The organism is Pseudomonas oryzihabitans NBRC 102199, assembly GCF_000730625.1.
GTDB lineage: Bacteria > Pseudomonadota > Gammaproteobacteria > Pseudomonadales > Pseudomonadaceae > Chryseomonas > Chryseomonas oryzihabitans.
The window spans coordinates 177761-200439 of record NZ_BBIT01000001.1 but is presented as its reverse complement, the minus strand read 5'-3'; the positions used below and the strand labels follow the sequence as shown (position 1 = coordinate 200439).

Here is a 22679-nt window from a genome sequence, read left to right as displayed (position 1 = left end):
ATAAAAACTCTGAGCACACATTAAGCCCGTCCGTGGGCACGGTATTCCTACGCGGCACTATCTAAGTCAGAATAGCAAAGCCTCTTAGAAAACTTAATTCCATGCACAGACATCTCTAAATCCAAAGCGTATGCGCGGCCAGAACACAGCATGACTGGATCATCTAGCAAATGGACCGCTTGCATCCAGTGCGAGTTAAAGTTCCCAGGATCGTTTGATAGAGTTATGTTATCGTAGAGATATATCTTAAACCAAAAAATAATACCATGGCATATTCCCTCTGCGTTAGAAACAAACTGCACTTTACTTGAATTTTCAAAGGTAAAGCTTTCAGTAAATCCTGCGCGGTAAAACCGAACAGGCGCGCTTTTAAAGGAATGGCTCCAGGTATTCAGGCGTACAGGAAAATAACCAGAGGTGCTAAAAGCATTGAACGAGCTCACATCCAAACCAAGAATTTTTGAATTTACAGAATTTAAATTGGCTATATCTTGGCTAGACAGTAAGCCCGCAAACAGCTCAACCCCTTGCGGAATTATTTCTGCATCCGGCTTTAGCAATTTCTCCTTCGCATGAACTAGCGATAATCCGAAACCTTCACCAAAAAAACCGCAGTCAACAGTTTCCGAAATAAGTACATCAATATTATTCGGAAGGTCTACGCCTGGCACCAGTTCAGTTGATAACTTTGGGATTACCGTGATCTTTTCACTTAGAGCGTTCTGCGAAATGATTTCTTGTGCTTTTTGGGCAATAAGCGGATTAGATTCGCAGGTGTACACATGCTTTGCGCCCCTTTGCGCCGCGATCATAGCCAAAAGGCCTGATCCTGTACCGATATCCAGGACGGTTTTTCCTTCGAGATCTGCAGAGCAGATTGCATTAAAAAACGCGTGATTTCTCTCCCGATCATTTAGCATCGCGAAGTGCCAGCGTGGGATATCCTCGACCGAATCTGCTCTGACTGCCGGACTGACATGAGTGAAAACATTGAAGTCATTTTCCATAATCATTACGGGCTCTCCAAAATCGGTGGTACTGGGACGTATAGACGGAATCTCACGCGTTTGGAATAACTCTCTCGAACGTATCAAGCCCTATCCACAGGTAATTCCGATGGCGCACATACGGAATCGCAAGCGTCTTCAATTTGCAGGCTTCAGTCCGCAGTCGGTGCCAAGGACAGGTTATAACTCCGTTTACTTCAACCCCATGCGTCAGGGGACCACCTCTGTGACTGCAAGTCATATCCCGCATGTGTATTTCCCCTAGCGAGGATTGAGTGATCTGGATGTATTTTTCGGATGTTTTGATCAGCAGTGGGCGAGCGGATAAGTCAAAGGCTGTAATCAGCATAATTCTGATAGTCCTTGATAGATAAAATCCGGTAACGGCAGCGATCAGATAAAACCAATGCACCGTGCATTCTGTTTTTCGCAATTACCACACAGTCACCAGGCCCCAAGTCGCTAAAGCAGTTAGGTCCGTGGCAGAAACGAAGCAAACCCTCATCTACAATACAAAACTCATCGCCGTCGTGCACATGTGGTACGGACAACTCACCTTTTGGCTCATCGAGCAGCATGACAGTGAGATTATCAATATCTGCGAGAACAGAATCTCTGATATCTTCAGCGAGCTGCCTGTATTGGTTTTTCTTTTCCATCCAAACAATTTGGGCGCATAAGTCCTCCTCCATGATCGTGCCGAGCAAGCACGACATTTCAACCCCCTTAACGAATTCGGTATATACGGAAGGCCCGAATCGCTCCGCCAAAGGAATCAATATCTCATTAAGAGTCATTGAACCATGATAGCCGTCAATATGGTAATGCTCGATATAATACCGAGCATCCACTTCTGCGAAGCAAGACTTCAAAAGCCTACCCACTTTGTTGCAGTAAGGGCCAAAAGCGTTCTCGGCATAAGTAATCGCCCCCACGTATTCAAAGAAACGCTCTGGGCTTTTTGTTAAGTAGTGAAAATAGTTGTTATTAAGCAACGTCGAGGTCAGGTAGTAATTCCAATATGCATGGGAGTTATCCAACATCCCCACTGATTTTAGTGTTTCTTTAAACAGAGAGCTATGTTTGACCTCATGTTTTCCGTAGCCAAATTCATCTATAAGGACCCTGAACATGGCGGATTGGGCTTCGCCGTAGTCTCCCTTTACAAATCGGGCCATGTGAGAAGACTCAGGTAGAAAATCGACTGCGTGCTGTATTAACAACAGTTTAGCCATTAAGGGGCGGTCTTCTGACGACATAACAAGATTGATGCTAGACGGTCCACTTTGAGTTTGCGCGGTATCCAGCTTTGAATAGAAGTAGTTTTTAAACGCTTCTGCTGTCCATACGCCACCAACCACTAGTTCTTTGCGAATATTGCGAAAGACTCTTTCTTCTAACTCAGGCGTTACCGCCGCTGCTAACGCACGCAGTTCTCTGTTGTATGCCGCGCGCAACATTGAAAGGAGGTTTTTTTCTGAGGTACTAGGTAGATATAGGAAGTCTTGCTCATAGAGCGCAGTCAGCGTTCTATTCATCGTGAGAGAGTCGTAGCTAAGTACCGTTGAGGTAGTAGTTGCCTCAAAAGACTGGTACTTAAACACCTGCGGCCTGAGAGGTCTTTTCCAGACGTCTGCTGCTTCAACCCAATCATGGCCGTCTCGAAAGATCTCGTGGTCCCCAAGCCTTTCCATAAGATCGTTAATCCTTGGACCTTCATTCGGAGTTAAGCTTTCTGTTGCTTCCATACCTGATCACCCCTGATTAAGTGTTGCCATCTGGTAGCCTCTCGCTTACGCCACAAGAGCCGTCCTAGTGCTGTTTCTACCGCGTCCTTGCTACCGAAGTTGAAGCTATTTTCAGCCGACAATGTCAAAACTCTGTTTCTTGCTATTCAAATTCTAAACATCACGAAACCGGTACCAGCCTTGCGCTTGCTCATGACCGTTCGCAGAACCTTAAAACAAGAGGATTAATAGCAAGAAACGGATGTTTTTCGACGTAGCCCAGATACGAAGATATGGCGAACGCCCCGCCGGAACGCTGGCAAGATTCAATGGCTTAAGCGCAGGCTTACGATAGATATGGCAGATTTACTACATGATCGTGGCTATTTGGTGAAAAGTACGATTTCGCTACAAACGTTCGATCTCTAATATACGGAGTTCCATAGAATATTTCGGAAATTACTAGCAAACGCGCTTTAAGGTGATGGAATGATTGTACATTTTCACAAAAGGCGCACACGCGCCCCCTGCGCTATCGACGATGGTTATGACTGGTTTGCGATACAGAGCTCGTTAAATATCGACGGCTATGCGGTTCTCAAGGGCGCGCTTGAAGAGCGAGATTGTGATACCGTCAAAAAACTATACGATCAGGAGCAATACTTTAGATCACGCGTAACTATGGCGCGGCATGGATTTGGCAGCGGCGAATATAAATATTTTCGGTATCCGCTACCTGATACAGTTAGCGCTGCTCGTGCTTCGTTTTATCCACGACTTGCTGTTATCGCCAACTTATGGAACAGGCTGTGTAATAAAAATTTTAGTTACCCCGCGCAACTAGACATCTTTCTGGCGGAGTGCGATGCCGCCGGGCAAAATCGCCCCACGCCGTTGATTCTCAAGTACGGCGAAGGCGACTTTAACTGCTTGCATCAAGATTTGTATGGAGAAATACACTTTCCCCTGCAAGTCGCTATCTTGCTCTCAGAGCCTGGAATTGATTTTGTCGGAGGGGAATTCGTGCTAACTCAGAAATCCAACGCTGATTATAGCGCTACCGCATTTTCCCTTCATAAAGGAGACGCAATTATATTTTCGGTAAGCAGCAGGCCGACACCTGGACGTAGGGGCTTCCGACAATGTCTCATGCGCCACGGCGTTAGTCAGATATTTCGAGGCGACAGGTATGCTCTCGGCATAATATTTCACGATGCACGGTAGAAATGACAACCTTCGACCTTTTTGAGGATACACAAGGCCGCGTAGCGCTCGGGCAAAACGCACTATTGGTACGAGGATTGGCCTTACCGTACATGGAAGAGCTACTAATTAATCTTAGCCATATCATTGCCCAATCCCCGTTACGAAATATGACGACTGCGAGTGGGCGCGTTCTTTCTGCCTCCATGACAAACTGCGGAACACTGGGATGGCTGTCTGACAGGTTCGGCTACAGGTACTCCGCCATTGACCCACTCACAAATGGGCCTTGGCCTGGTATGCCAAATTGTTATTCTCGACTCGCCACGATTGCTGCCTGTCTAGCAGGATATGATGATTTCATTGCTGATAGCTGTTTGATAAATAAATATAAGGTTGGGGCCGGGCTCTCACTGCACCAGGATAAATGCGAGCGAGACCTATCATTTCCTACCGTTTCGGTGTCGTTAGGGATGAGCGCCTTTTTTTTACTAGGCGGCTTGGCAAAAAATACACCTGTGGCGAAAATTCAGCTAAATCACGGTGATGTGGTGGTTCTTTGCGGCATTGATCGCTTGAGAGTACATGGAATTACGCCGGTGCACGGATCCCCTCATGATCTTTTGGATCATCAACGCATAAGCCTAAATTTCAGACACGCAGGCTAGCTCGATGGATCAAGTGTAGAAGACGGGCAGGCGATTTTAAGATGGATGATGACGATGTTCTTTATCATGGTAAATTAGCTGAAGCACGCCGGTTCGTCCAGGTACATTTTGAACTGCTGGTCGAGTCTGGCCAGGCCCACTGGCAGGTGAACAAAGATGGTCAGACTGAGCTAAGACTGATCACCGGAGAGACGTACATCATTGGCGACATCGGTATAACTCGCACGCACTAAACAATCAGTGCTTCCCCGCCATACCGATCATTCAAAACATTATTATACTTCTCCAGCTAATGACTTAAAGTTAACATAGTGGGCGATAGCCATGGTCAATTTGGGGTGTAATGAGACGCCGCCAGAAACATTCAGATGCGCAGAGGCGGAAACGTATTTATCAAAGATAGACGAGTGCTGGTCTACGCATGTTGCGCGTACTGGAGCGTGCACGTTAACTACTAAGCCGACTCGAGAACCATATGAAGCACTGATTCGAGCTGTCGCATATCAACAGCTAACTGCTAAGGCCGGCGATTCGATATTAGGAAGACTTACAAATATTTTTTCCGGGCGTTCGTTCCCGAGTCCTGAGCAGCTCCTTTCTTGCGAGTCGTCAGTGCTACGTTCCTGTGGTTTTTCTCTCAGGAAGGCTTTAACGATCCACGAAATTGCGCAAGCTGCGATAGATGGAGTTATCCCCGCGCTTCCGGAAGCGCATACGTGCTCCGATCACGATCTCATTACTCGGTTGACGTCCATTTCTGGCGTTGGCAAGTGGACCGTTGAGATGGCCTTGATCTACACACTTGGACGACCTGATGTCCTACCTACTGACGACTTTGGTGTTCGCGAAGGTTACCGGAGGCTGAAGAAACTCCAAGCCCGCCCTAGCGCCAGTGTCATGGAAGAAGTAGGTGCTGATTGGAGTCCGTATCGCACTGTCGCAACCTGGTATTTATGGCGTGTGCCCAAGCACTGACTTAGCGCAGCAAGAAGTCGAGTGCGCAGGCTATCTTGCGGCCCTAACCTCAGGTAGAAGATGGCTGAAAAAGGACGGACGTCATGAAAGTGAGCACAATTTACCAGACTGAAGATCAGAGGTGGTTTGCGGTCGAGAGGCGAGATCCGTCGGCAGATGGCCATTTCGTTTACGGGGTGCGCACCACAGGCGTCTATTGCCATCCCAGCGCAAGGTCGCGTCTGCCCAAGAGAGAGAACGTTGAGTTTTTCGACTCTCCCAGCGCAGCTGAGGCCGCTGGCTACCGTTGCAGTCTTCGTGGCCGTCGGCGGGACAGCGGCATATCACCTCGGCACGCTGCAGTGGTGGAGCGCGCCTGCCGGTTAATCGAAACGTCGGAAACGCCTCCTTCATTGGATAATTTGGCAGCCGAGGTAGGCGTTAGCGCTTTTCATTTCCATCGAATATTTAAAGCAGCGACTGGATTAACGCCCAAAGGGTACAGCTCAGCGTACAGAGCCCGAAAGCTACGTGACGAGTTGGCAACTCCGAATGCTTCCATTACTGAGGCGATATACGGCGCCGGGTTCAATTCGAATAGCCGATTTTATGAAACGTCGAATCAGCTTCTCGGCATGCGTGCACGCGACTATCGAGCTGGCGGTGTCGGTGCCGTCATACGTTTTGCTGTTGGTGAATGCTCATTAGGTTCTATCCTTGTGGCGCAAAGCCAGATAGGAATATGCTCCATCCTATTAGGAGATGATCCCGATTTGTTGGCCCGCGAACTACAAGATAAATTTCCTAGCGCTGAAATTATCGGGTGCGATGGAGAATTCGAGCAATTAATTGCCCAAGTCGTAGGTTTCGTTGAAGATCCATCCATCGGACTGGACCTGCCGCTGGATGTAAGAGGAACCGTTTTTCAAGAGCGCGTATGGCGCGCCCTTAGAGACATTCCGCCCGGGACAACTGTAAGCTATACCGATATCGCAATATTGATCGGGTCGCCCAAAAGTGTACGCGCTGTCGCCAAGGCATGCGGGTCAAATATGATCGCTGTAGCAATTCCATGCCATAGAGTCGTTCGTAGAGACGGCGATCTTTGCGGGTATCGCTGGGGTGTCGAACGCAAGCGCGAGCTACTTCGCCGCGAATCTTCTAACTAGATTAGTACATACCATGGAATCTATTGAAGCGAGACTCGCTAGGTTAGACTGGGCTCAGATAAATAACGACCTTGACTTAAACGGCTACGCGGTAATACCAGATGTGTTGGACGAAATCACTATCGCTAGACTCGGCGCACACTGGGATGCCAGCCTAAATTTGTTGTTAGATCTATCCGAGAATGCGTGTGGATCCGGGAAACTCCTTGAAATTAGAGATCAAGAGCTTCCAGATTTGGGTAGTCTACGCTCCGCAATTTATTGCCACGTCGCATCGACTGCTGAGAGGTGGTGTAAAGCTCTATCTGTTAAAAATAGGTACTTGGCTAATCTCACTCTCTTTCAGGGAGTAAATTCAAACAACGATAATTACGGCGCTCGATCTTATCTTTCAAAGCTGGGCCCGGGTGATTACATTTCGCTCCGAGATGGCATGAAAAAAAGCGCTGAGTTTCCTATAAAACTAATTGGCAGTATGGCTCACAACGGTCGGGATTTCATCGGTGGCGAGGTCGTAATTGTTGAACAGCGCCCACGAATGCAGTCACGCGCTAGAGTAATCACGTTGCGGAAAGGCGATATCGCACTGGTTGCCATATCGCAGCGACCAGTTAAAGGAACCCAAAGCTATTATAGCGTTACCGCCAAACATGCTATAAGTCGCATTGAATCTGGAAACCGATTCGGCATAGAGCTGTCGCTTGATGCATGGTAAGATAGAGGTCTCACTTGAGTGAAATTAAAAAATTCTACCGCCTACTTGATTCTAACGGCATCTCATATCTAAGTGAAATTCCAGGAACGTTTGGTGGGCATCGGAAAACTAAAATATACGGACGGCTGGATTGCCGCGCCGCGCTGAGAGCATTGGCGTCAGGTACGTATAAACGACATAGGGTTTTTTTTGCTAACGAGGCCGCTGCGATATCTGCCGGTTACAGGCCGTGTTACGTTTGCATGCGCGCCGCGTACGATCTCTGGAAGAGCCGTACAGCATCTGACTAATTAACTATAGTTTTTAACAAATATTGCCGATAACATCGAAATTTGCACTCCATCATTTATTATTATTTTAATTATTATAGATCTTCCAATCACAATCATTGCATGCTTTTTTTCGGCGCTCTTTTTCCGCCTTTTCAATAATTAATTCTTCCGCATTTAATCAATAAATTCTTATTCAAAACGCCGACTTTACGTCGACCACCTGTAGTCGAAGCATCGCTAGTCGTAAACGTGAATGGTCTAGGGGACGCTGTCTGCGTGCATCCTAAACGGCCGCGAAACCTCCACGCAGGCTTAATTTGAGATTCCCTATGGCAGCTAAGGCGTAGCTATCGGCGGGCGCGTTGATAATCATCATTAAATGTATCCATTGCGTTACGTTCCGTCTTAGCTGCAACCTCCAGCGACGTAGATATGGTTTTCCGCTGACCCAGCTCTTCTGATCGCGTTTCCTGTACCAGCCACTCCTCTGCCTGGTACCGCGCATGCCCATCTCTCCTCATACCATCTCAGCAGGCCTGAAAGCCCTTTTGCTGGGCTTTGTCCTGGACAACTGCAGAATCCCCTTTGCCACAGCGGGTGTGCTGGCCATCTCCGACGCCGCTCATCCTCTCCTCAACAGCGCCGGCGCCCGGGTTGTGCTCTTGGATGCCCCGGAACGCCTTGAGCAGCAGCTCTCCGAAGGCCTGCCGGCGGATCCACGACAGGCCGTAGCCATCATGCAGCAGCGGATGCGTTCGGCTTCGGCGCAGCAGCTGGGGCGGGAACTTGCCAGAGCGCACCAGAACGTGGCTGATGCCTGGAGCCTGGGTGCGGTCAAGCTGCCGGCAGTCGTGGTGGATCGCCAGTATGTGGTCTATGGCCAGCCCGACGTGGCGGCCGCCGTGGCCAGCATCGAGCGCTACCGGAGTAGCGGACGATGAGTCGGCAGCTGCAACGTCTAAGGCGCTTTGCCCTGGCGATCCCGCTGGCCACCAGCTTGCAGGCTACAGCGGCGGTCACCACCGCGACCATCGTGTCGTCCTCGCTCTCGCCCGACTGCCTCGAATACAAGGTGGTCGGCATCTGCTACTGGCTGTTCTGCACCCCCTATGGCTGCAAGGTGAAGACCTCGGCCAAGGTACGGCACTTCGTGCCCGATGCAGTGGTGTCCAGCTACGCCAATACCGGCGAGAACCCATGGACCGAGATGGCGTCCTTCAGCCCGGTCAGCAGTGTTGCCGCCGGCGGCAATGACCCGGGCGACAGCGCGACCCAGGCCAACACCACGATCAGCGCCCGCTTCAAGAACACCGATGTCATCGGCCACCCGGGCGGCTATGCGTTTAGCCAGTTCGCCAGCGGCTCGGGCTACGTCTGCAAGGGTGCCGGTACCGCGTATATGCCCTACCTGCTTAGCAACTACGACTACCTGGCCTGGCGATACGGCATCCCCGAAGCCGTCTACCCGGAGGCCCTCATCCCGGGCAAGCGCGAAGTGGGCGGCACCTTGTCCGGCGACCTGTGGGGCAACGTCTATCCGCGCAGCGGCTTCCTGCATCAGCCCGACGACTACAAGGCCGCGGCGGTCATGGCCCAGCGCGCCGGGGATGTGGTTACGCGCTCTGGCCAGATCCACGTCTACCAGCCGCTGCTGGCCCAGCCAGAAAACGGCTACTGGCCCGCGGGCGAGCTGCTCGAGGGCGATGCCACCACCGGCAAGTGGCAGGAGCTCACGCCCACGCTGAGCCAGAGCTGCGCTGCCTTTCCCAACCCGGGCCCTTACGTCCAAGACGCCGTGGGCGCCTATGCCTGGGCGCTGTGGCGCCCCTACAGCTGCTGCAAGCGTGAAGGCCAGGTCTTCCTGGGCAGCACCGACTTTCAATGATCAGGGAGCCGTCGATCATGAACACCTCTCGCCTCACCCTGCTGGCCAGCACCTGCTTGGCCGGCCTTCTTCTCAGCAGCGCTGTCCAGGCAGCCGAGCCCTACCGTGTGCAGTCCCAGGGCAGCGTCATCGGTGACGACGTGCTCTACAGCATCGGCGGCGGCAATGCCGTGTCGATGGGCAGCGTCGGAAACATGGACAGCATCCAGATTGGCGGTGGCTGGAACACCAACCTGATCTGCGGAAACATGAGCCTCACCAACACCCTGCAGAACCAGCTCAACGGGGCCACTCAGGGCTTCCAGACCATCATGAGCTCGGTGCTGCAGAATGCCACCGGTGCCGTTGCCTCCCTACCCGGCCTGATCCTGCAGCGTGCCAACCCGGGCCTGTACAACCTCATCACCAACGGCATTGGCCAGGCGCGCCTGGACTTCGATCGCTCGAAGGGCACCTGCCGCGCGATCGCCGACAAGATGCTCGATGTCGCCGGCGGCCAGGTCGGCTGGAACAAGCTCGCTGAGGGGGAGGCAATGAAGTCGGCCGCTGCCGGCACCACCGACGCCGTCGCCGCGATCAACCAGGTCGAGCAGAAGAGCGGGAATGAGGGCGTGACCTGGGTCGGCGGGAGCAAGGCCGGAGGCAGCGGCCAGCAGCCCATTAAGGTGGTCAGCGACGTCACCAAGGCGGGTTACAACCTGCTCAGTGGCCGCTCGCCCACTGCCACTGGCTCGATCCCGGCCAGCAGCTGCAAGGGCGGCCTCGTCTGCAGCACCTGGTCGTCGCCGCAAGAGGCCGCGACCTTTGCCACCCGGGTACTCGGCGAGCAACAGCAGCAGACCTGCGACAACTGCCAGAAGACCGTGACGCAGGCCGGAGTGGGGCTCACCCCGCTGATTCAGGAGACCTATGACACCAAGCTCAAGGCGGTGAATGCGCTGATCGCCGGCACCCAGCCGATGACGGCTGAGAACCTGGCCGCGGCCGGCAGCAACTCCATCCCGATCACCCGCGGCATCATCGAGTCGCTGCGTACCGAGCAGGACCAGGACGTGCTGGCCAAGCGGCTCGTGTCCGAGGTCTCCCTGGCCGATGTGATCGAGAAGGCGCTGTCGCTGGTCCGTACCCTGGCCGCTGGCCGCCAGGAGCCCAACGTCGCCGCCAACCAGGTTGCCCAGACGCAGGTCGACCAGAACGCCGCCAACCTGCAGGCCGAGATCCAGAACCTCAAGACCGAGCTGGACATGCGCCGGGAGCTGGCTGGTAACTCGCCGACCACCATCCTGCAGCGCGCCTCGATCCGCAAGGACGCCTCCAAAGGCATCTTCCAGGGCGATCCGCTCCCGAATCGCCTGGATCGCACCGAGAACCCGGCGAAGAAGGGCGAATGACCATGACAACTTCCTCCTGGTCTCGCCGCGCCCAAGCGGTGCTCAGCTTCGGTCGGCGCAGTTTAGGCCTGACCTGGTCACTGCTGTTGCCCTTCCTGCTGGCGGTAGCGATCGCCCTGGGCTTCGTGCTTGTGACGGCCTGGGGCTTCGGCGACCTGCAGAGCTACCGCCAGTGGCAGGCCGATCACCATGCCCACTTCCTGGTGTGGCGGCTGTGCCTGTACGCCGGACTGATCTGCTGCTGGTGGCCAGTGAGACGTCGGCTGATAGCGGCCACCGATGAGCGCGGCCGTATCTACCGCTGCGAGGCGCTGGCCCTGGCGGTCATTGGCCTCTTTGAACTGCGCAACGCCGGCATGCTGTAGGAGATTGCCATGCAGCTCTATACCAACGACTACCTCGAGTACTACCTGACCCTCGTGGGCTGGATCATCAACAGCGGCATCTGGGAGATGATCGGTGGGACCGGACTGTTTGCCGCGCCGTTCGCCGCCATCATCATCCAGGAGTGGCTGCGCGCCCGCGGCGAAGGCCAAGACGAAGGCAACAAGGGTGCTTTGAGCCTGGCGCGCATCGAGAACCGGTTCTTCGTGGCCTTGGTCGTCATCATGCTCGGCCTGATGCCGCTCCCGAATGCAAACGTCAGCTTCTCGACCATCCAGTACGACCAGACTCGCTCCAAGCAATGCCAGGTCGACGTGCCCAAGCCGGACGGAACGGGCTGGGGGACGTCGTTCAGCACCCTCAACGGCAAGAGCGCCCAAGTGCCGGTCTGGTGGATGGTGGTCCACGCCCTGTCGAAGGGCATGGCGGCGGGTGCTGTGGCCAGCATTCCCTGTGGTCAGGATCTGCAGCAGCTCCGCATGGAGGTCAACGCCGAGCGGATCGACAATCCCCTCCTCGCCCAGGAGGTCGCCGACTTCACCAACGACTGCTACGCCCGGGCTCGCGCCAAGCTGTTCATGACCCAGCCCACCCTGACCGACAAGCAGTACCTGGACGTCAGCTGGATCGGCTCGAAGTATTTCCTCGGCACCAGTGGTTACTACAGCGATGGCAGCTCGGGCTTCCGCTCCCATACCCCGCGTACGGCATGGCCCTACGATGCAACCCGGGACGCGGGCCTGGCACAGACCACGGGCGGTGGTGGATACCCTACCTGCTCCCAGTGGTGGTCGGACGATTCCAAGGGCCTCAGAGCACGACTGCTTGCACAGGTTGAACCGGACATCCTGACCAAGCTGGCCAAGTGGGCAAGCTTCATGTCTCAGGACGAAGTGAATGACTCAGTGATTCGGGACCTGGTGTCGCCGAAGAAGCAGACGCTGACGCAGGGGCAGGTTTACGGGGACTATGGTGGCCAGATCGGCAGCTCGTTGTACAACGACGCCGCCAGGGTCACAGCTGGCCTGGGACAGGCAGTGGGCTCGCTCGCGTACTTCCCGGCCATGGACAGCGTCCGGCAAGCCGCGCCGATGGTGATGGCCTTCCTGAAGATGGCGTTCATCATCTGCATCCCCATCGTACTGGTACTGGGGACCTATGACCTCAAGGTGGCCATGACACTTACCTTTGCCCAGTTTGCACTGATCTTCGTGGATTTCTGGCTGCAGCTGGCGAGGTGGGTCGACAGTACCATCATGGACGCGCTGTATGGCACCGGGATCTACAAGGTAAATAACACCGCACCGCACGCGAACTTCGACCCCATCATCGGCCTGAGCAACATGCAGGGAGACATGCTGCTGAACTACGTGATGGGAGCGATGTTTCTGATCCTGCCGGCGTTTTGGATGACTGCGATGACTTGGGCGGGGTATCAGACAGGAAACCTAGCTAGCTCATTGGCGACTGGCGCGCAGGCTGCTAAGGGAGAAAGCGGAGCTATTGGTCGGCAGGCTAGCAGTGCAGCGACGACTGCTGCAACAAAGGGAATCTCACGGTCATCAAGCGAAGGCTAGAGATTCAGGTAGGGCTATATACAGCCCTACCACCTGTTTCCGTCTTTATCGTAATGACCATGCCCAAACAGACCGTCTCTCAAACCCTCCTCCTCGAAGAAACGATGCTCATCCCGAGAAACGAATGATTCGGAGGCAGAACCGTGAATCCCACCCATCATGTAGACAGCTGCGACAGATACGACTGCTAGTAAGAACAGCGGCAGTAGGTAGTATGCAAATGCAGCTACAGCTACAACACGGACTGACCACTTGATAGCTTGACCAAGAATACCGGGCGTACCTTCTCGCACAAATAATCGCCAGAATGCGGCCTCAATACGAAATGGGATCGCGATGCAGCGGCCTACTCTCACCGCGCGAGACTCATGTGTATGCGATCTGGTCATAGACGACCCCAATGATACCGTTAGAGGGATTGCGTTATGACATCACTTATACGCCCCAGCTAACTAGCCTGCAACAGCTCCATCGCGCTAGAGCCTGCCGCCAAATGAGATGCCCGTCGCATCAAGCAAGGGATAGGAGCGGAAATGGGCTGAAGCAAAGGAGGGAATGGAAGGGGGCTTTAAGGGTAAAAGCCCTACCAGAAAGGGCTCCGCCGTTGGCTGCGAAGAGCAAAGGGTCCCCAGGCTACCGATCATAGTAGCCATCCGCCGCCCCAACCTCCTGAGTAGTGATAGCGGTTTACCATTGTCCGGCCGACCTCGCTGATCGACAACGCAGGCCCAAGAACTACCAATGGCATGCCATGTTCGATCTCATCTTCAGGAAGAAAGCCCCACCATCCCCTCCTCCGGGCTCAGGCAAACAGGGTTTCACGCAGCCGTCCCCGGGTAGGGATCTCCTGGCACTCCCCCGCCGGCAGAAACTCATCGAGAACATCTGGCAGCGGACGTCGCTGTCCCGCGAGCAATTCGCCTCGCTCTACCGCGACCCCCTCGAACGCTACGCCGATCTGGTCCAGCAGCTTCCAGCTTCGGAAAACCACCACCATGCCTATCCCGGGGGCCTGCTCGACCACGGGCTGGAGATCGTCGCCTACGCACTGAAGATCCGGCAGAACTACCTACTACCCATCGGCGCACCGCCTGAGTCACAAGCAGCCCAGGCCGAAGCATGGTCAGCAGCGGTAGCCTACGGCGCCCTCCTCCACGACTTGGGCAAGATCGCCGTCGACATCGAGGTCGTCCTCGAAGACGGCAAGCCATGGCACCCCTGGCACGGTCGCATTGAGAAGCCCTACCGCTTCAGATACGTCAAAGGTCGCGACTATCAGCTTCATGGCGCTGCTTCAGCACTCGTCTATTTCCAGGTGCTGCCGCTTCACGTGCTGGACTGGCTCAGTAGCTACCGCGAGCTATGGTCATCGCTGATCTTCGTCTTGGCCGGGCAATACCAGCATGCCGGCGTACTGGGCGAGATGATCGTCCAGGCCGACCAGGCGAGTGTCGCCCAAGAGCTCGGCGCCAACCCGCAACGTGCGATGGAAGCCCCCAAGAATACGATCCAGCGTCAACTGGCAGATGGGTTGCGCACCCTGGTCATTGAGAAATTCAAGCTGAACCAGCCAGAAGGGCCCTCGGACGGGTGGCTGACCCAGGATGCGCTATGGCTCGTCAGCAAGCCGGCCTCAGACCAGTTGCGGGCACTGATGCTCTCCCAAGGCGTAGAAGGTATCCCCGCCTCGAACGCCCCATTCTTCAACCTGATTCAGGACCAGGCCATTATCCAGGTCAACGCTCAGGACAAGGCTATCTGGAAGGCAACGATCGACACCGGCCGCGGCTGGAAGAACACCTTCACCTTACTCAAGGTCTCCCCCGCGCTGATTTGGCCAGATCCTGCAGATCGACCAGCTCCGTTTACCGGCATTTTCACACTCGAGCAGCCGGAAGACACCGAGCTAGATCAGCAGCGGCCTGCACCCGCGAACGATATCACTACGCCATCATTCCCGATACCACAACGCGTGACGCTTGTCACATCTTCACAAGAGGCGTCCTCATCCGAAACACTGCCGCCGCCCGCATTCCAAACCGGTTTGGACCCCATGGACGAGACACTTGCACTAGCAGATGAGCTCTTTGGTGAAGCGGCTTCATCTTCAGAAATTCCAACTTCTCAGCTGCTCCCTGACGTCACTGAAGACAGCTTCACTGATTGCATCGCCGAGCACTCAGCTGAAGAGGCAATTTCGGCCAAGGACACAGCTGACCTCGGCCAAGCTTTCATAGCTTGGGCGCGGCAGGGCGTGCTTTCACACACGCTAGTTATCAACGATGCCAAAGCAATGATTCACACAGTGAATGGCACTGCGTTCCTCGTCAGCCCCGGATTATTCAAGCGCTATGCCTCGGAGCATCCTCACCTACAGAGGGAAGCCAAGGCGAGAGGAATTGAAACCTGGCAGCTAGTTCAACGCGGATTTGAAAAACTCAAAACTAACCGCAAGACACCGGACAATCTCAATATATGGACATGCGAGGTGATCGGCCCACGGAAATCCAAACTGCTCAAAGGCTATCTTTTGAAGGACCCTGGTGCAATCTTCACGCATCCGCCATTCGATAATATAAGCCTTCGATTGCAGGATATGGGAGCTAGCGAAAGTTGAATATCATCGATATCGCTAGCGAATACAATGACACTCACGACCTCAGGCCAGCGACTAGAATTATATACCTAGCAGCTGCTCGAGCATTAACCCGGAGATTCGGCGATGACGTCGAACTCGAAAAGCTACATCATCGAGATGTTCTGATCTGGCGGAAGGAGGCCTTGGATTCAGGCTTAGCCAAGCGCAGCTGGAACACGTACGCGAGTCATCTCAAAACGCTTTTCGGATACGCCATTTCTCAAGACCTATTGACGCTCCGTAAAAACCCCTTCACTGACACCTCTGTAGTTCCACCCAGAAAGCGGAAAAAAACTGTACCTCACGAGGCCATTACTCAGGGTCGCAACCAGCTTATCAGGCTACAAGAGATCGAACGGGTATCAGGCGAACGTAGTAGCATAACCCCAGCTTGGTTCTGGCTATCTGTCTACGAAACCTTTCACTACACCGGAATTCGCCTGAATTCTTTATTAAGTATACAGAGACGAGACGTCTGCCTAAGACGTAGAACCATTAATGTTCGAAGCGAAGGAGACAAGACTCACAAAGAATTTCTCCTACCCATTCCTGGACCTCTTTATGAGCATATAGACCGCATTGTAGCGTGGGCAGACTCTCTGCATTTCAAAGCCACGGACCAGCTATTCAACGTCAATAGGTTCTCCTCGCACTACAGACGAGAAACTATGGATATAAATCAGATTGAGGCAATGTATAGAAAGCTGACGGCGATAGTAGGCACTCGGATGACCCCCCATCGGTTCAGGCACACCCTGGCGACCGACCTAATGCGACAAGCGGATCGCAACATTCACGTAGCCAAGGCCCTGCTGAACCACTCGAGCATCGCTACCACGATGGAATACATCGAGACGGATCCACACCAGATGCGTCATGTCCTCGAAGAACGTGCCGATAAGGTACCGAGGAACCTGATCGCTCGAGTGGATTACAGCGCGCGGCAACACCAGGAACAGCGACTGGATCTACCTAAGCCACTCCCTTCCCTACCCTCTCAGCAACCGTGGAGCATCTCCGGCCCCTCTACGCCAGAAGCGTTCGATCAGCTCTCAGAATGGATCAGCAATGGGGCAAGACCGCTTACAGCGGTAGGAAGGCGTGGATAGCTACACAGCGGAGCTGACATACGAAATGGCGCCAAGGCCACGCGGCGCCAGGCTCTGGGCGCCAGCTGATTCAGTTTGACATCATCAAACCGCAGGGCTAGATTCCGTCGCAGACGGCTGCTTGTTTCGGCTGCGAGGACGCAAAAACCCTCCATTGCGGAGGGTTTCTGGTGAAGATGGTGGGTCGTGTGGGATTCGAACCTACGACCAATTGGTTAAAAGCCAACTGCTCTACCGACTGAGCTAACGACCCGTTAGTGGGCGCCATTCTAGCGATTTTCTCAGGAGAATCAACACCCTAGATGAAATTTTTTACTGGTAGCGCGTAGGGTCGGAAATTCCCGCCGCCTTGAAGCCTTCGGCGCGCAGGCGGCAGCTGTCGCAGCGACCGCAGGCCTGGCCTTCATCGTCGGCCTGGTAGCAGGAGACGGTCAGGGCATAGTCGACGCCCAGCTGGCTGCCAGCCTGGACGATCTGCGCCTTGGAAAGGAACTGCAGCGGGGCTTCGATCTTGAAGGTATCCCCTTCCACACCGGCCTTGGTGGCGAGATTGGCCAGGCGCTCGAAGGCTTCGACGAACTCCGGCCGGCAATCCGGATAGCCGGAGTAGTCCACCGCATTCACCCCGATGAAGAGATGACGGGCACCGAGCACCTCGGCCCAGCCCAGGGCCAGGGACAGGAACACGGTATTGCGTGCCGGCACGTAGGTGACCGGGATGCCCTCGCCCGGGGTCTCCGGGACGGCGATGTCCGGGTCGGTGAGCGCCGAGCCACCGATGCCATTGAGATCCAGGCCGATCACCTTGTGCTCGACGACGCCCAGCTGGCGCGCCACGCGTTCGGCGGCTTGCAGCTCGGCGCGATGGCGCTGGCCGTAGTCGAAGCTCATGGTGTAGCAGGCGAAGCCCTGGGCCTTGGCCATGGCGACGATGGTGGCGGAATCCAGGCCGCCGGAAAGAAGGATGACCGCTTTAGGCTGACTCATGCTCAGTGTCCCGGTTCGTCGTTCCAGAGAATCTTGTGCAGCTGCAGCTGGAAGCGCACCGGCAGGTTGTCCGCCACGATCCACTCCGCCAGCTCACGCGGCACCACCTGGCCATGGCTGGGCGAGAACAACACCTCGCCCGCCCGTTGCTCCAGGCGATACTCGATCAGCTTGGAGACGGCCCAGTCATAGTCCTCGCGGGAGCAGATGACGAACTTGACCTGATCGTTGGGCGTCAGGTGGTCGAGGTTGGCGTACAGGTTGCGCCCCACCTCCCCCGAGCCCGGCGTCTTGAGGTCGACGACCTTGCTGACACGCCCGTCCACGCCACTGACATCCAGGGCGCCACTGGTTTCCAGCGACACCTCGTAGCCGGCGTCGCACAGCTGCTCGAGCAGCTTGAGGCAGTTGGGCTGGGCCAGCGGCTCGCCGCCGGTCACGCAGATGTGCCGCGGCCGGTAGCTCGCAACCTGCTCCAGGATGGCATCGAGGTGATGGATCTCGCCGCCAGTGAAGGCATAGGCCGTGTCGCAATAGTGGCAACGCAGCGGGCAGCCGGTGAGCCGGACGAAGACGGTAGGAAGACCGGCGGTGCGGGCTTCACCCTGGAGCGAATAGAAAATCTCGGTAAGACGTAGGGTATCTTTTTGCATGGAAGCCACGGGCGTGACGGCTACACAGGCCATCCGCCTCCGTTGCGGTAGATAGAAGAAAAAAGCCTGCGCTAGGGCAGGCTTTTCAGATCCCGCTGCGCCAGTTGCGCAGCGGAGGTTCCGGGATACTGGCTGATGACCTGCTGGTACATGCCCTTGGCCCGATCGGTGCGGCCGAGCTTCTGCTCGACGCCACCCAGTTTGTACAGCGAATCCGGCACCTTGTTGCTGGTGGGATAGGCCTGACTGACCTTGGCGAAGGCCTGGCCAGCAGCCTGCAGATCGCCCTTGGCCAGATTCACTTCACCCAGCCAGTACTGGGCATTGCCCGCATACTGGCTGTTGGGATACTTGCGCAGGAAGGCATTGAATGCCTGGCTGGCCTTGTCGAAATCCTTGGCCTTGATCAGATCGAAGGCAGCGTCGTAGTATAGCTTTTCCTTCGCCGGATCACCCGGTTCACTGCTGGCGGCCGGTGCTCCTGCGGAAGCAGGCGGCGTCGGCGCATTGTTGGCCGCGATGGCACCACCCTGGGCAGCACCGGCAGCGGCTCCGGCGCCCGCATTGGCAGGCGCGGAAGAAAGCTGGGAAATACGGCCATCCAGATCCTGGTAACGATCCAATCCTTCCTGCTTGAGCTGGCGGATCTCGTTTTCCTGAACCTCGACCTGGCCACGCAGGCGAGCGATATCGTCCTGCATCTGTTGCAACTGCATGAACAGTTGACCCATGCCGGAAACGGGAGCCCCGTTTCCGGCACTGGCCGCGCCTGCGTTGCCATAACCTTGCCCAGCGGACTGGGCAACGCCATAACTACCATCCTGTACGGGAACCTGAGCCCCGGCGACAACCGGTACACCAAGAGTCAGGGCGATCAAGAACTGCAGGCGCTTGGACATCGTTTATTACTTCTTCAGCTCGACGCGACGGTTCTGAGCCCAGGAAGCTTCGTCGTGACCGACGGCAACCGGACGCTCTTTACCGTAGGAAACCAGCTCCAGCTGAGCCGGGGACACGCCCTGCAGCACCAGGTAGCGCTGAACGGCCTTGGCACGACGCTCGCCCAGAGCCAGGTTGTACTCGCGGGTACCGCGTTCGTCGGTGTTGCCTTCCAGAACGACGCGCTGGCCGCTGGCCTTCAGGTCACGAGCGTGAACGTCCAGAGCGCGCATGGCTTCCGGCTTCAGGTCGGAGCTGTCGTACTCGAAGTAGAAGGTGGTGATGGCGCGCAGAGCGGCTTCGTCGCCCATGCTGCCGTCAACGGCACCCGAGTTGGCGCCGTAGCCAGCGTTCGGGTCGACAGCACCGGCACCAGCGCCAGCACCAGCGCCTTCACCGGAGGCGTCGCCGCCCTTGGAGGAACAGCCCACGGCCACGGCCATGGCCAGAGCCAGTGCAGCGAACTTGCCGAATTTCAGCATTTCCATCATGTAACTCCTAAAAGAACCGCAATGTTGGTGTAACTAAGGACTTTTCTAATTAGCCGTCAGTTCAGGTAAGGAGACCAGGAAGGCTCGCGCACGTCACCCTGGGCGGTGGGAATCGGAATCCGGACGCGACCATTGATGGAGACAAGCATCAGGACGCCTCGGTCCTGCTGGCGGGTGGCGTAGATTAGCATGGTGCCATTGGGCGCAACAGTGGGCGAGTCGTTGAGGCTGGTGTTGGAAAGTACCCGCACAGAGCCGCGTTGGAGGTCTTGCGCAGCGATCTGGAAGTTGGTGAAACCTTCCTGGCGATGCACCATGACCAGCGTCTTTTCATCCGCCGAAAGTTTCGGGTTGGCGTTGTAGTTACCGACGAAAGTCACGCGCTCAGCACCCCCGCCATTGGCGTTGGTCTTGTAGATCTGCGGCTTGCCGGAACGGTCTGAGGTGAAATAGATGGTCTGGCCATCCTTGCCCCAGAAGGGCTCGGTATCGATGGCCGAGTCATTCGTCACACGACGAATGGCACGCGAGCCGAGGTCCATCACGTAGATCTCAGGGTTGCCGTCCTTGGACAGCACGAAGGCCAGGCGATTGCCGTCGGGCGAAAACGCCGGCGCGCCATTCAGGCCTTCGAAGTTGGTCAGCTGCTCGCGGCGACCGGTGTCGATGTACTGCATGAAGATGCGCGGGCGCTGCTGCTCGAAGGAAACATAGGCGATGCGCTTGCCATCCGGCGCGAAACGCGGCGACAGGATCGGCTCGCGCGACTGCAGCAGGGTAACGGCACGGGCACCGTCATAGTCGGCGCGCTGCAGGGTGTAACGGGTGTTGGTGGCGGAGAAACGCTCGGCGGTCACATAGAGGATGCGCGTCGAGAAGGCACCCTTCACACCGGTCAGCTTTTCATAGGCCTGGTCGGAGATGAAGTGGGCCATGTCGCGCAGCTGATCGGTGCCGCCGCCGACGTTGCCGGTCAGGACCTGCTGTTCGGTGGAAACGTTGAACAGGGCGTAGTTGATCTGCAGCCGACCGCCATTGGGCACGATGTTGCCCACCAGCACGTAGTTGGCACCCAGGGCCTTCCAGTCACGGAAGATGACTTCGCTGGCCTGGCTCGGCTGGCTCAGCATGTTCTGGCGCGGAATCGGCGAGAACACCCCGGAATTGCGCAGGTCGTCGCTGACGATGTTGGCCAGGTCTTCCGGCAGTGGCTGACCACCCTGCCACCCGAAGGGCACGACGGCGATCGGGATGGCGCGATCACTACCGCTGGAAATCACCAGCGGATCGGCCGCCTGGGCGGAGCCCACCACCAGGACCAGGCCCAGCAGGATGTAACGGATCAGGGTGTTCACAGACTCAGGTCCTCCGGTTTGAAGATCATGCGGCGCTGACGATACAGCTGATCGAAGGTCTTGCGATCCAGCTGCTGCAGCTCACGGATACGACCGACGTTACGCACGGCCGATACCGCTGAATTATCGAATTCCTTGTTGCCACTGGAGCGGGTCACCGTCGCGCTGGTGATGGTGCCGTCCGGCAGCATGTTGATCTGCACCTCGACGCTCATGCCGTTGCGCGCCGACTGCGGACGCGTCCACTGCTCGCTGACCAGCCGCACGATCAGGTCATCGAAACTCGACGCCACCTCGTCGCCCTGCTCTTCGGCCAGTGCCTGCTGCCGCTGGGTATCATCGGACAACAACTCGGCGAGGGCCTGCGCCTTCTTGTCTTCCGCTGCCTTGCGCGCAGCCGCCTGGGCAGCCTTCTTCTTGGCGTCGTCCGCCGCTTTCTTCTTGGCGGCCTCCGCAGCAGCCTCTTTCTTGGCCGCCTCGGCTGCAGCCTTCTGCTTGGCTTCTTCGGCCGACTTCTGCTTGGCTGCCTCTGCCGCAGCCTTCTTCGCGGCTTCCTCAGCCGCTTTCTGCTTGGCTGCTTCGTCAGCCTTCTTCTTGGCGATGTCCGCCTGCTTCTTCTGCTCGGCGGCCTGCTTGGCTTCCGCAGCCGCCTTGGCGGCCTCGGACTGTTTCTCGGCCTCAGCCTTGGCTTCGGCGGCCTTGGCCGCCGCTTCCGCTTGCTGCGCCTTTCGAGCGTCGTCGGCTTTCTTTTGTTCCGCGGCCTGTTGCTGGGCTTCCTTCTGTTGCTGAGCCGCCTTGGCCGCCGCCGCTTCACGCTGGGCTTCCTGTTGCTGACGACGCTGCTCCAGTTGTTCCTGCTCGTACTGCTTGGCCGCGGTCTTCTTCGCCTCCCCCGCCAGTTTCTGCTCGGTCTGCACCTGCGCCGAACTCTTGGATTTGAGCTGGACCAGGGTCGCCTGGACGACCGGACGCGACTGGGGCAATTCAGGGGTGAAGGCGAAGCTGACAAACAGCAGGCCGAAGATCAGCACATGCAGGGCGACTGCCCAGATGACCGGCCAGAAATAACTTTCGGACGACGAACGCTCGCGGTGTCGCATCAAGGCGCCTCGGTAATCAACCCGACGTTGGGGACGCCGGCCTGTTGCAAGGCACCCATGGCGCCGGCGACGACGCCATAGTTGGCGGCCTTGTCACCGCGGATGAACACCTGGGTGTCCGCACGCTGACGCATGATGGCACCGACCTGCTGACTCAGTTGCGGCAGGGACACCGCGGTGGAGGACTTGGCCTTCTGATCGGTATCCACCTCGGAACCGACGTTCCAGTAGTAGGTACCGTCGGCTTTCACCGAGACGGTGAGGATCTGCTTGTCGTTGTCCTGCGGCAGGGCCTGGCTGTCGACCTTGGGCAGGTCGACCTTGACGCCCTGGTTGAGCATGGGCGCCGTCACCATGAAGATGACGAGGAGCACCAACATCACGTCGATGTAGGGCACCACGTTCATCTCGGCGACGGGCTTGCGTTTCTGGCGGCGAGGGACCATGGGATACCT

General features: G+C 56.2%; 25 protein-coding genes and 1 tRNA gene. 14 read left to right on the top strand and 12 right to left on the bottom strand.

Annotated features, from left to right (window positions below; genetic code table 11):
* Nucleotides 1-47 precede the first annotated feature (47 nt).
* Genes POR01S_RS23215 through POR01S_RS00930 form a run of 3 tightly spaced genes read right to left on the bottom strand, consistent with a single transcriptional unit; the run spans nucleotide 48 to nucleotide 2755 of the window.
* A complete protein-coding gene (locus POR01S_RS23215) occupies nucleotides 48-1013 on the bottom strand; it encodes a 50S ribosomal protein L11 methyltransferase (RefSeq protein WP_081875142.1) in 966 nt (321 codons plus the stop codon).
* Nucleotides 1014-1059: 46 nt separating this feature from the next.
* On the bottom strand, nucleotides 1060-1356 hold the full coding sequence (locus POR01S_RS24125) for a Rieske 2Fe-2S domain-containing protein (protein ID WP_081875141.1): 297 nt from the start codon (nucleotides 1354-1356) through the stop codon (nucleotides 1060-1062).
* Nucleotides 1337-2755 carry an iron-containing redox enzyme family protein gene (locus POR01S_RS00930; protein WP_255211780.1) on the bottom strand — a complete coding sequence of 473 codons (1419 nt, stop codon included), beginning with the start codon at nucleotides 2753-2755 and terminating at the stop codon, nucleotides 1337-1339. The genes POR01S_RS24125 and POR01S_RS00930 overlap by 20 nt, the downstream gene beginning before the upstream one ends.
* Before the next feature lie 468 nt (nucleotides 2756-3223).
* Here POR01S_RS00930 and POR01S_RS23205 point away from each other — a divergent pair, with 468 nt between their 5' ends.
* From POR01S_RS23205 to POR01S_RS00900, 12 genes are all read left to right on the top strand, one after another.
* The gene (locus POR01S_RS23205; protein WP_081875140.1) at nucleotides 3224-3958 is read left to right on the top strand and encodes a 2OG-Fe(II) oxygenase; all 735 of its coding nucleotides are present in this window, start codon (nucleotides 3224-3226) and stop codon (nucleotides 3956-3958) included.
* A 2-nt stretch (nucleotides 3959-3960) separates the two neighbouring features.
* Nucleotides 3961-4605: an alpha-ketoglutarate-dependent dioxygenase AlkB gene (locus POR01S_RS23200; RefSeq protein WP_081875139.1), complete on the top strand. Its 645-nt coding sequence runs from the start codon at nucleotides 3961-3963 to the stop codon at nucleotides 4603-4605.
* 41 nt (nucleotides 4606-4646) lie between these two features.
* Nucleotides 4647-4838 (top strand): hypothetical protein, encoded by a 192-nt coding sequence (locus POR01S_RS00925; protein ID WP_042133049.1) that lies wholly within the window; start codon nucleotides 4647-4649, stop codon nucleotides 4836-4838.
* Between the two features lie 91 nt (nucleotides 4839-4929).
* Complete coding sequence (locus POR01S_RS23195) at nucleotides 4930-5580, top strand: DNA-3-methyladenine glycosylase family protein (RefSeq protein WP_081875138.1); 651 nt, start codon at nucleotides 4930-4932, stop codon at nucleotides 5578-5580.
* 83 nt (nucleotides 5581-5663) lie between these two features.
* On the top strand, nucleotides 5664-6728 hold the full coding sequence (gene ada / locus POR01S_RS23190; RefSeq protein ID WP_081875137.1) for a bifunctional DNA-binding transcriptional regulator/O6-methylguanine-DNA methyltransferase Ada: 1065 nt from the start codon (nucleotides 5664-5666) through the stop codon (nucleotides 6726-6728).
* Nucleotides 6729-6741: 13 nt separating this feature from the next.
* Nucleotides 6742-7443, top strand: coding sequence for a 2OG-Fe(II) oxygenase (locus POR01S_RS24120; protein WP_081875136.1), 702 nt, complete (start codon nucleotides 6742-6744; stop codon nucleotides 7441-7443).
* A 14-nt stretch (nucleotides 7444-7457) separates the two neighbouring features.
* Nucleotides 7458-7733: an Ada metal-binding domain-containing protein gene (locus POR01S_RS23180; protein ID WP_222932028.1), complete on the top strand. Its 276-nt coding sequence runs from the start codon at nucleotides 7458-7460 to the stop codon at nucleotides 7731-7733.
* A gap of 485 nt (nucleotides 7734-8218) precedes the next feature.
* On the top strand, nucleotides 8219-8656 hold the full coding sequence (locus POR01S_RS00920) for a TIGR03757 family integrating conjugative element protein (protein WP_052382599.1): 438 nt from the start codon (nucleotides 8219-8221) through the stop codon (nucleotides 8654-8656).
* Nucleotides 8653-9600 carry a TIGR03756 family integrating conjugative element protein gene (locus POR01S_RS00915; protein WP_042133047.1) on the top strand — a complete coding sequence of 316 codons (948 nt, stop codon included), beginning with the start codon at nucleotides 8653-8655 and terminating at the stop codon, nucleotides 9598-9600. Before POR01S_RS00920 ends, POR01S_RS00915 begins: the two co-directional genes overlap by 4 nt.
* Nucleotides 9597-10991 carry an integrating conjugative element protein gene (locus tag POR01S_RS00910; protein ID WP_081875135.1) on the top strand — a complete coding sequence of 465 codons (1395 nt, stop codon included), beginning with the start codon at nucleotides 9597-9599 and terminating at the stop codon, nucleotides 10989-10991. The genes POR01S_RS00915 and POR01S_RS00910 overlap by 4 nt, the downstream gene beginning before the upstream one ends.
* Nucleotides 10988-11356, top strand: a complete 369-nt coding sequence (locus tag POR01S_RS00905) for a hypothetical protein (protein WP_042133045.1) — start codon at nucleotides 10988-10990, stop codon at nucleotides 11354-11356. The genes POR01S_RS00910 and POR01S_RS00905 overlap by 4 nt, the downstream gene beginning before the upstream one ends.
* Nucleotides 11357-11365: 9 nt before the next feature.
* Nucleotides 11366-12952 carry a conjugal transfer protein TraG N-terminal domain-containing protein gene (locus POR01S_RS00900; protein WP_042133042.1) on the top strand — a complete coding sequence of 529 codons (1587 nt, stop codon included), beginning with the start codon at nucleotides 11366-11368 and terminating at the stop codon, nucleotides 12950-12952.
* 26 nt (nucleotides 12953-12978) lie between these two features.
* On the opposite strand, the gene POR01S_RS24115 is transcribed toward POR01S_RS00900, so the two are convergent.
* On the bottom strand, nucleotides 12979-13341 hold the full coding sequence (locus tag POR01S_RS24115) for a DUF3742 family protein (RefSeq protein ID WP_081875134.1): 363 nt from the start codon (nucleotides 13339-13341) through the stop codon (nucleotides 12979-12981).
* Between the two features lie 362 nt (nucleotides 13342-13703).
* Between POR01S_RS24115 and mobH the strand changes: the two genes are divergently transcribed.
* Nucleotides 13704-15569: a MobH family relaxase gene (gene mobH, locus POR01S_RS00895; RefSeq protein WP_042133040.1), complete on the top strand. Its 1866-nt coding sequence runs from the start codon at nucleotides 13704-13706 to the stop codon at nucleotides 15567-15569.
* Nucleotides 15566-16699, top strand: a complete 1134-nt coding sequence (locus POR01S_RS24110) for a site-specific integrase (protein ID WP_081875133.1) — start codon at nucleotides 15566-15568, stop codon at nucleotides 16697-16699. The genes mobH and POR01S_RS24110 overlap by 4 nt, the downstream gene beginning before the upstream one ends.
* A gap of 177 nt (nucleotides 16700-16876) precedes the next feature.
* On the opposite strand, the gene POR01S_RS00890 is transcribed toward POR01S_RS24110, so the two are convergent.
* The 8 genes from POR01S_RS00890 to tolR form a co-directional block, all read right to left on the bottom strand.
* Nucleotides 16877-16952 (bottom strand) — tRNA-Lys (locus POR01S_RS00890).
* 59 nt (nucleotides 16953-17011) lie between these two features.
* A complete protein-coding gene (queC, locus tag POR01S_RS00885) occupies nucleotides 17012-17686 on the bottom strand; it encodes a 7-cyano-7-deazaguanine synthase QueC (RefSeq protein ID WP_042133038.1) in 675 nt (224 codons plus the stop codon).
* A gap of 2 nt (nucleotides 17687-17688) precedes the next feature.
* On the bottom strand, nucleotides 17689-18339 hold the full coding sequence (gene queE, locus POR01S_RS00880) for a 7-carboxy-7-deazaguanine synthase QueE (RefSeq protein WP_039975761.1): 651 nt from the start codon (nucleotides 18337-18339) through the stop codon (nucleotides 17689-17691).
* 71 nt (nucleotides 18340-18410) lie between these two features.
* Nucleotides 18411-19238, bottom strand: a complete 828-nt coding sequence (gene ybgF, locus POR01S_RS00875) for a tol-pal system protein YbgF (RefSeq protein WP_042133036.1) — start codon at nucleotides 19236-19238, stop codon at nucleotides 18411-18413.
* A gap of 6 nt (nucleotides 19239-19244) precedes the next feature.
* Nucleotides 19245-19766: a peptidoglycan-associated lipoprotein Pal gene (gene pal / locus POR01S_RS00870; RefSeq protein ID WP_007160328.1), complete on the bottom strand. Its 522-nt coding sequence runs from the start codon at nucleotides 19764-19766 to the stop codon at nucleotides 19245-19247.
* Nucleotides 19767-19825: 59 nt separating this feature from the next.
* Nucleotides 19826-21124 carry a Tol-Pal system beta propeller repeat protein TolB gene (gene tolB / locus POR01S_RS00865; protein ID WP_027597944.1) on the bottom strand — a complete coding sequence of 433 codons (1299 nt, stop codon included), beginning with the start codon at nucleotides 21122-21124 and terminating at the stop codon, nucleotides 19826-19828.
* Entirely contained in the window at nucleotides 21121-22224 is a 1104-nt protein-coding gene (gene tolA / locus POR01S_RS00860; protein ID WP_037006956.1) for a cell envelope integrity protein TolA, read from the bottom strand. The genes tolB and tolA overlap by 4 nt, the downstream gene beginning before the upstream one ends.
* On the bottom strand, nucleotides 22224-22670 hold the full coding sequence (gene tolR, locus POR01S_RS00855) for a protein TolR (RefSeq protein ID WP_007160331.1): 447 nt from the start codon (nucleotides 22668-22670) through the stop codon (nucleotides 22224-22226). The genes tolA and tolR overlap by 1 nt, the downstream gene beginning before the upstream one ends.
* Nucleotides 22671-22679: the final 9 nt, after the last annotated feature.